Origin of the sequence: Roseofilum acuticapitatum BLCC-M154, assembly GCF_030068475.1 — a bacterium.
In the GTDB taxonomy this organism is placed as follows: Bacteria; Cyanobacteriota; Cyanobacteriia; order Cyanobacteriales; family Desertifilaceae; genus Roseofilum; species Roseofilum acuticapitatum.
Map to the genome: position 1 here is coordinate 54,889 of NZ_JAQOSP010000074.1, position 8,132 is coordinate 63,020.

Here is an 8,132-nt window from a genome sequence, read left to right on the forward strand (position 1 = left end):
CCCTACTCATCAAACTTTTGATGAGCCTCAATAAAACTCTGTACGCGATCGCGGTACTCTTTGAGTAAAGCGTCCACAATTTCTGGATCTTGACCATCAGCCACAATATCCACCAACGCTTCCCCCGCATCGGGCAAAATCAGTACCCAATGGCGACCATCCTTACAAAGAATTTTGACCCCATCGACCAACTGCAACTTTTCCTGATCGTGGGTTTCCACCAAATAGCGCATTACTGCCCCCTTCGCCGTCCAAGGACAGCGAATCGTCGTCATCTGATGGGCAATAGGCGGCAGTTTAGAGCGCATGGTTCCCAAAGAAATTTCCTGTAATTTCAACATCTCTATCAGCTTGGCTGTCGCAAACATGGCATCAAAACCGGGATGGAGTTGGGGGAAAATAAAGCCCATATCCCCACTGCCCCCTAACACGACATTGGGATTGGCATGACAAGCTTCCATCAAAGCGGCTGGATTAGCCTTCGTCCGAATCACCCGACCATCATGGCGATGGGCGATTTCTTCCACTGCACTCGAAGCATGGATAGGAACAACCACGGTTCCCCTCGGATGGGCGGTTAGGATCATTTGTATCATCAAAGCGGTGAGCATTTCCCCTCGGATCGCCGTTCCTCTTTCGTCAATTAAGACAAACTTTTCCCCATTAGAGGACACTTGTACCCCCATGGTCGCTTCTAGGGCAGCGACAACGCGACCGAGTTGATGAAGTAGCCCTTCTTGGTCTTCTAGAGAGAGGGGTTTGGGGTTTAAACTGGCATTGAGAACCACCGCATCACAGCCAAATTTAGCCAGCAGTTGGGGAAGAACTGCGCCACTGACGGCAAAGGCGTAGTCAATGACGACTTTGGAGGAAACGGTTTCAATCGCCTCTAAATTCAGATGTTTTTCAAAGGCATCCATGTAGATCTGTAGGGTTTCGGAGGCGTAGGTGACGTTGCCAATTTCATAAATGAGCGATCGCCGCATATCCTCTTTGAAAAAGCAGCCTTCAATTTTCTTTTCCTTGGATTTAGAAATATTAATCCCTTTATGGTTCAGAAATTCAATCAGTAAGGAACTCCCCCGTTCTGGGTGCAAGCGCACATGAATACCCCCTTCTACCCCTAGGGTGGGAATCACGGTGCGGACAATGGGAATAGCCTTATCTTCCAGGTTTTGCACATCTACTCCCACAGACATCAACCCAGCGACCAAAGAGCGAGTCACCATGCGGGAAATGCTGCGTTGATCGCGAGAGACGGTGACTTCCGATCCCGGTGGCAACGTCGAACCATAGGCTGCACCCAGTTTAACGGCTAATTCTGGGGTGATGTCAACATTGGCTAGTCCCGATACTCCCCGTTGGCCAAATAGGTTACGATGGCCCACATTGCCCCAAATCAGATTCAGATTTAAGATGGCTCCGGCTTCAATTCTTTTATGGGGCCAAACCCTGACTTGGGGAGAAACCCGTGCTTCTTCTCCTACGGTAGAGAGGGAACCGACAATGGCCCCTTCTAGAACATGAGCGCGACGGTCGATGCGGGTTCCGCGACCAATGACGCAGGCCCTTAGATGGCTTTCATCACCGATAAAGGCCCCATTCCAGATAATTGGCCGTTTGAGGGTAGCGTGGGAGCCAATGGTAACATTATCACCGATGATCGTTCCCGGTTCGATATGTACATAGCTACCAATGCGGCAGTTATGACCAATTAGCACTGGGGGTTCAATATTGACGGTGGGATCGATATAAGTATTCTCTCCGATCCATAAACTCGGCGATCGCTTGGGATAGGATACCTCTAGATTAACCCGTTTGGCCAGGGCGCTATATTGGCTTTCCCGATAAGCATCTAGATGGCCGATATCACACCAATACCCCTCGGCAATGTAGCCATAGAGGGGTTTACCTTGGGCTAATAGGAAAGGAAATAGGTCTTTAGAAAAATCGGCTTCTTCTTTGGGGGGCAAATAATCAAGAACTTCTGGTTCTAAGATATAAATTCCTGTGTTTACGGTATCTGAGAAGACTTCACTGCTAGAGGGTTTTTCTAGAAATCTCTGAATCCGACCATCTGGCCCCGTAATCACTACGCCAAATTCTAGGGGATTGGGGACACGGGTTAAGACTAGGGTGGCTATGGACTTTTTTTGATAGTGAAAGGCGATCGCCGCACTTAAATCGAAGTCCGTGATACAATCTCCACTAATCACTAGGAAAGTTGAGCGTAGTAATTCTCCTACATTTTTAACACATCCTGCGGTTCCTAGGGGTTGGTCTTCTTCGACCGCATAAGTCATTTGAATGCCGAACTCCCGCCCATCTTGGAAGTGATTCCGCATTACATCGGGTAAGTAGTAAAGTGTAGTAATAACTTCGTTAATCTGATGGTGTTTCAGTAGGCGAACAATATGCTCGGCGATCGGTCGGTTAAGGACAGGAACCATGGGCTTGGGAAGCTCACAGGTTAAAGGTCTTAGCCGGGTTCCTGAACCACCTGCCATTAGCACTGCTCTCATAAGATGCTCCTATAATGGGTAATAGGTAATAGGTGAATTAACTAAACTTAATGATAGTGACGATCAACACTTATACAATTTTGCTAAAACTGTAGCATACTCTCACTATCCTAAACAGATAGTGACTTAATGAACTTAATTGGGAGGGGTAACCAGATGAAGCTACTGATTATTTTGGGACTCGTCGGCTATGGGATCGGAGTTTGGAAGTTTTGGAAAGGGTATTCTCGCACCAATTTTACGCCGGAATTGCCCAATAAGGTTCTCCTTTCTCTAGGTTGGCCGGTGTTGGTGTTTAATGGCTCCTATCGCCGCAATTTTAGAAAGGCTTTGAAATAATGAACAATTAACAATTAACAATTGATAATTATGGGTAATGGTGGTAATGGGTTCTTCCCCTATTCCCCTATTCCCCCTATCCCCCTATCCCCCCATTCAGATATGACACGCTTAAGTAATGCTGCGGGTTTTGGACTGCATAATTTTTCCACAGAGGCTCTAGAGACGCAATTGGCGGCAGTGGCGCTGCGGTTTAATCGTCAATATCGAGGAGAACTGTTTGAGGTTCCGCCAGAGGTGGAAGAAATGCCGATTTTTCGCCAATGGATGAGTGGGGAGTTAACCCCGAAAATTACGTCTGAGTTTTGGCAGGTGTGTAAGCCGAAAAAGGGACAAAAGTGTTTGGATATGGGTTGTGGAGTGAGTTTTTTGATTTATCCTTGGCGGGAATGGGAGGCTTTGTTTTATGGCCAAGAGATTAGTAAGGAGGCGGCGGAAGCGCTGAATTCTCGCGGCCCCCAGTTAAATTCTAAGTTGTTTAAGGGGGTGAAGTTGGGGCCGGCCCATCAGTTAGATTATGAACCGGGACAGTTTGATTTGGCGATCGCCACGGGATGGAGTTGTTATTTTTCTTTGGACTATTGGCAACAGGTGATGGTGGCGGTGAAGTCGGTGCTGAAGTCTGGGGGAATACTGGTGTTTGATGTGCTAAACCCAGAGGTGGAATTGGCGGAAAATTGGGCAATTCTAGAGACCTATTTGGGGGCTGAGGTGGGTCTAGAGCCGTTACAAGAATGGGAAAAGGCGATCCGGGCGGTGGGGGCGAAGGTGGTTAAAAAAAGTGAGGGTGAGTTGTTCCATCTCTATGCTGTTAAGTATCCGTGAGGCGATCGCCAAAAATGTCTAAAGTCTGGTTAATTGGCGGGACTTCGGAAAGTCGCCAGTTGGCGCAAGGGTTGGTGGAAGCGGGGTTAGAGTGTGTGGTAACGGTAACTACTGAGTCGGCAAGATCCCTTTATCCGAATTGCCCGCAATTAACGGTGAAAGTGGGTAAATTACAGGCATCAAGTTTAGATGAATTTCAGCGATCGCATCATATCGGTGTGATTTTAGATGCGAGCCACCCCTGGGCGCAGCAAATTTCCCAACAGGCGATCGCCTTTTCTGAAGGCTCTAACATTCCCTATATGCGCTACGAGCGACCCCCTGTAACCCCTTCTGAGTGCGATCGAAACCTGACCTTAGACAGTTTTGCCACCCTACTGACTGGGGACTATTTGAGCAATCGGCGCGTGTTTTTAACCGTTGGCTCGCAACGTCTGCCCTTATTTCAACCCTGGCAACACCAGGCGACCTTATTTGCGCGAGTGTTACCCTCGATTAAGTCTCTTCAGATCGCACAAGAAGCTGGATTTAGTAGCGATCGCCTCATTGCCATCCGTCCCCCAGTTCCCGAAGCTCTGGAGTTAGCTCTATGGCAACATTGGCAGATTTCTCTCGTGGTAACCAAAGCATCTGGAAATGCAGGAGGAGAGGCCATGAAGCGTCAGTTGTGCGATCGTTTAGGCATTCCCTTAATTACCATCACCCGACCGAAAATGACCTATCCCCAAGAAACCCATGATATCCAAGAAGCCATTAATTTTTGTTGTTCTTGACATACTCACCATCCTAAAGGAGCGGTGATTCTTCACGCTTCACTGACTGACGCTACCATTGGCCCGGTATCGCCGCAGGCGATAGTAGTCTTACTTGCCTCTCCCGTTGCCAACTATTGCCTGGTTAGTCGGCGATCGTGTGGAGACAATCCTAAAATTCTATGCAGGTATAGAGCAATTGACCAGATCAGAACTACCCGATCTGTATTGAGTTGGCGCACCAGTGGTGCAAAATTTTAAGGGAATAGCCGAAAATCAGTGGACGTAACAGGACTCGAACCAGTGACCTCCACGATGTCAACGTGGCGCTCTAACCAACTGAGCTATACGTCCGTAGCTCAATTACCATAGCACGATTGAAAAAATCGATCAAGGCTCTCAAGGTTTTACCCTTCATGAATGGCAGGAAGCCGATTCTGGTAGCAACTAGCATAATCGGCAAAACTTAAGATAAGGTACGTCAAGTGTAGAAGAGTAGAAGCGAGGAAACTCGACCATGGAATCTAAAATTGACTGCGCCCAAGCCTGTGTTAACGGATGCGTCCTTGGTGACCAATGTCCCAATCGAGAATACGTCCAACAAGCCTCTAACTTCATTCAAGAAACTTCCCTCGATCAAATGCTGGCCATTGCTGATGAAGCCCTACGAAAAAAAAGAATGGCTCCTCCCCAATGGATTATCCCAGAGGAATAACCCTTGCCCTAAAACCATGAATCTTAGGAACCTCTCCTATTCCCAGGATGGCCCGAAATATGAGACGCTATTGATAGCCTTTCCATCTGTTTGAGTGTTTATGCAAACTCTACCGAATCCCACCCAAACTCAATCCCCCTCTTCTCCGGCAGTTTCCACCACCATTGAGCGCCGGAAAACTCGGCCTGTGCCGGTGGGCAATATTACGATTGGGGGCGGCCATCCTGTGGTCGTACAATCGATGATTAATGAAGATACCCTGGATATTGAAGGATCAATTGCCGCCATTCGGCGATTACATGAAATCGGTTGTGAGATTGTACGGGTAACGGTTCCCAGTTTGGCCCACGCTAAAGCCCTAGCAGAGATTAAACAGAAGCTTAAAGACACCTATCAACCGGTTCCCCTGGTGGCCGATGTTCACCACAATGGAATGAAAATTGCCCTAGAAGTGGCCCAGCATGTGGATAAGGTGCGGATTAATCCAGGGTTATATGTATTTGAAAAACCCAAGACAGACCGCACGGAATATACAGAAGCGGAGTTTGCGGAAATTGGCGAAAAAATCCGCGAAACCTTAGAACCCCTGGTGATTTCTTTGCGCGACCAAGGAAAATCAATGCGAATTGGGGTGAATCATGGGTCATTGGCGGAGCGGATGCTGTTTACCTATGGGGATACTCCAGAGGGGATGGTAGAATCGGCTCTGGAGTTTATCCGGATTTGTGAATCTCTGGACTTTTATAATTTGGTGATTTCCCTGAAAGCTTCACGAGTACCGGTGATGCTGGCGGCCTATCGCTTGATGGTTAAGCGGATGGATGAATTGGGGATGAGCTATCCTTTGCATCTGGGAGTGACGGAAGCAGGGGATGGGGAGTATGGTCGGATTAAATCGACCGCAGGAATTGGTACGCTGCTGGCTGATGGGATTGGGGATACGATTCGTGTGTCTCTGACGGAAGCGCCAGAAAAAGAAATTCCGGTGTGTTATAGCATTCTTCAAGCCCTGGGACTGCGTAAGACGATGGTGGAATATGTGGCTTGTCCTTCCTGTGGACGGACGCTGTTTAATCTGGAGGAGGTGCTGCATAAGGTGCGGGAAGCCACGAACCATTTAACGGGTTTGGATATTGCTGTGATGGGATGTATTGTCAATGGGCCAGGGGAAATGGCTGATGCGGACTATGGTTATGTGGGCAGACAACCGGGATATATCTCTTTGTATCGAGGGAAAGAGGAAATTAAGAAGGTTCCGGAAGATCAAGGCGTGGAAGAGTTAATTAATTTAATTAAAGCGGATGGCCGCTGGGTCGATCCGTAACCTAAATTAGGTTTAAGGAAAGAAAGCCCTCGATCGATATCTCCGGAATTGACTCGAAGGCGATCGCATAAGGGAACGAGAAAAGCGCGATGGCGGCAGTGATGGGTCGCATTATCCCCTTCTCTATAGACCGCTATGGAGTAGCATGTGCTAGATTGGGCTTAACTCCCCCTAAAGTAATATCCCCGGTTCAGGAAGCTTATGACCAAAACTACACGCGGACTTGTTTTAGGTGCAACGGCAGTAATGCTGACCGCTGTAACTGTTGCTGGTGCAGGCATTCATTTAAGAGGGCAAGCTTTTTTCCAAGATGGGCCCAAAGAATTAGTAGATGAAGTCTGGCAAATTATCAACAATCGATATGTTGATGGTACATTTAATCAGGTGGATTGGGAACAGGTACGTCAGGAATACCTGGCTCGAAACTATACCTCCGATCAAGAAGCCTATGGAGCCATCCGGGAAATGTTGAAGGAACTCAACGATCCCTACACCCGGTTTATGGACCCCGAAGAATTCAAAAATATGCAAATTGATACTTCTGGGGAACTGACGGGAGTGGGGATTCAGATTTCTATGGATGAAGAAACCGATCGCCTAGTGGTGGTGGCTCCAATTGAAGATTCTCCTGCTTTTGAAGCGGGAATTCAAGCCAGAGATTTTATTGTCAAAATTGATGGCAAAGATACCGCCGGAATGGATGTTAATGATGCGGTGAAACTGATTCGAGGGCCGATCGATTCTCAGGTGGTGTTAACCATTTTGCGCGGTCAAGAGGAGATGGATTTCCCCATTCAGCGCCAACGGATCGAAATTCATCCCGTGCGCTATAGTTATCGCCAGGAAGGGGCTGGGAAGGATATTGGCTATATTCGACTGACCCAATTTAGCGCTCCGGCGGCTGAAGAGATGCGGGAAGCGATTGAGGATTTGGAAGATCAGGGAGTATCCGGTTATATCTTAGACTTGCGCTCTAATCCTGGGGGATTATTATATTCGAGTGTGGCGATCGCCCGCATGTGGTTACCGGGTCGAGAGGCGATCGTTTCTACTGTAGACCGACAAGGGGAAACGGAGCGACAACGGGCGAATAGTCGTCCCTTAACGGATAAACCTCTGGTGGTTCTAGTCGATGGTGGATCGGCTAGTGCTAGTGAGATCCTCTCTGGAGCTTTACAAGATAATGAACGAGCTGTGATTGTGGGAACCCAAACCTTTGGGAAAGGCTTAGTGCAGTCTGTGCAGCCCTTGGCCCATGGATCGGGTTTAGCAGTCACTATTGCTAAGTATCTGACTCCTAATGGTCGGGATATCAATAAATTGGGTATTGAACCCGATATCTTGGTGGAATTGACGGATGACCAAAAAGAATATTTAGTGAAACATCGGGATGAAATTGGGACAAAAACCGATCCCCAATATGCTGAAGCACTGAAAATTCTGACTCAAGAAATCGCGAAACAATAAGCCATAATTGGGGTTAGTAAGCTTCTGAACTGAATTCAAAGGGGCTAAACTTAATTGAAAATGTAGGGAGCAATTGAAAATGTAGGGAGCAATTGAAAATGTAGGGAGCAATTGAAAATGTAGGGAGCAATTGAAAATGTAGGGAGCAATTGAAAATGTAGGGAGCAATTGAAAATGTAGGGAGCAAT

Annotated in this window: 7 protein-coding genes and 1 tRNA gene; 6 read left to right on the forward strand and 2 right to left on the reverse strand. The window is 47.6% G+C overall.

Annotation, left to right across the window (positions count from 1 at the left end; all coding sequences use genetic code 11):
- Positions 1-2: 2 nt before the first annotated feature.
- Positions 3-2,522, reverse strand: a complete 2,520-nt coding sequence (locus PMG71_RS10900) for a mannose-1-phosphate guanyltransferase (protein WP_283753709.1) — start codon at positions 2,520-2,522, stop codon at positions 3-5.
- A 156-nt stretch (positions 2,523-2,678) separates the two neighbouring features.
- Between PMG71_RS10900 and PMG71_RS10905 the strand changes: the two genes are divergently transcribed.
- The 3 genes from PMG71_RS10905 to PMG71_RS10915 all read left to right on the forward strand — a co-directional run bounded on the left by PMG71_RS10905 (position 2,679) and on the right by PMG71_RS10915 (position 4,459).
- Positions 2,679-2,861 carry a hypothetical protein gene (locus tag PMG71_RS10905; protein ID WP_283753710.1) on the forward strand — a complete coding sequence of 61 codons (183 nt, stop codon included), beginning with the start codon at positions 2,679-2,681 and terminating at the stop codon, positions 2,859-2,861.
- A gap of 102 nt (positions 2,862-2,963) precedes the next feature.
- Positions 2,964-3,686 carry a class I SAM-dependent methyltransferase gene (locus PMG71_RS10910; RefSeq protein WP_283753711.1) on the forward strand — a complete coding sequence of 241 codons (723 nt, stop codon included), beginning with the start codon at positions 2,964-2,966 and terminating at the stop codon, positions 3,684-3,686.
- A gap of 14 nt (positions 3,687-3,700) precedes the next feature.
- A complete protein-coding gene (locus PMG71_RS10915) occupies positions 3,701-4,459 on the forward strand; it encodes a cobalt-precorrin-6A reductase (RefSeq protein WP_283753712.1) in 759 nt (252 codons plus the stop codon).
- 259 nt (positions 4,460-4,718) lie between these two features.
- Here the strand turns inward: PMG71_RS10915 and PMG71_RS10920 are convergent.
- Positions 4,719-4,792, reverse strand: a tRNA-Val gene (locus PMG71_RS10920).
- A 163-nt stretch (positions 4,793-4,955) separates the two neighbouring features.
- Between PMG71_RS10920 and PMG71_RS10925 the strand changes: the two genes are divergently transcribed.
- The 3 genes from PMG71_RS10925 (at position 4,956) to ctpC (ending at position 7,944) form a co-directional block, all read left to right on the forward strand.
- The gene (locus tag PMG71_RS10925; protein WP_283753713.1) at positions 4,956-5,153 is read left to right on the forward strand and encodes a hypothetical protein; all 198 of its coding nucleotides are present in this window, start codon (positions 4,956-4,958) and stop codon (positions 5,151-5,153) included.
- A gap of 100 nt (positions 5,154-5,253) precedes the next feature.
- On the forward strand, positions 5,254-6,477 hold the full coding sequence (gene ispG, locus PMG71_RS10930; RefSeq protein WP_283753714.1) for a (E)-4-hydroxy-3-methylbut-2-enyl-diphosphate synthase: 1,224 nt from the start codon (positions 5,254-5,256) through the stop codon (positions 6,475-6,477).
- A gap of 201 nt (positions 6,478-6,678) precedes the next feature.
- The gene (gene ctpC, locus PMG71_RS10935; RefSeq protein WP_283753715.1) at positions 6,679-7,944 is read left to right on the forward strand and encodes a carboxyl-terminal processing protease CtpC; all 1,266 of its coding nucleotides are present in this window, start codon (positions 6,679-6,681) and stop codon (positions 7,942-7,944) included.
- Positions 7,945-8,132: the final 188 nt, after the last annotated feature.

Bases quoted from the DNA above. Each gene is read 5' to 3' on its own strand.
- PMG71_RS10900 (WP_283753709.1), bottom strand. From the start codon at position 2,522: ATGAGAGCAGTGCTAATGGCAGGTGGTTCAGGAACCCGGCTAAGACCT.
- PMG71_RS10905 (WP_283753710.1), top strand. From the start codon at position 2,679: ATGAAGCTACTGATTATTTTGGGACTCGTCGGCTATGGGATCGGAGTT.
- PMG71_RS10910 (WP_283753711.1), top strand. From the start codon at position 2,964: ATGACACGCTTAAGTAATGCTGCGGGTTTTGGACTGCATAATTTTTCC.
- PMG71_RS10915 (WP_283753712.1), top strand. From the start codon at position 3,701: ATGTCTAAAGTCTGGTTAATTGGCGGGACTTCGGAAAGTCGCCAGTTG.
- PMG71_RS10925 (WP_283753713.1), top strand. From the start codon at position 4,956: ATGGAATCTAAAATTGACTGCGCCCAAGCCTGTGTTAACGGATGCGTC.
- ispG (WP_283753714.1), top strand. From the start codon at position 5,254: ATGCAAACTCTACCGAATCCCACCCAAACTCAATCCCCCTCTTCTCCG.
- ctpC (WP_283753715.1), top strand. From the start codon at position 6,679: ATGACCAAAACTACACGCGGACTTGTTTTAGGTGCAACGGCAGTAATG.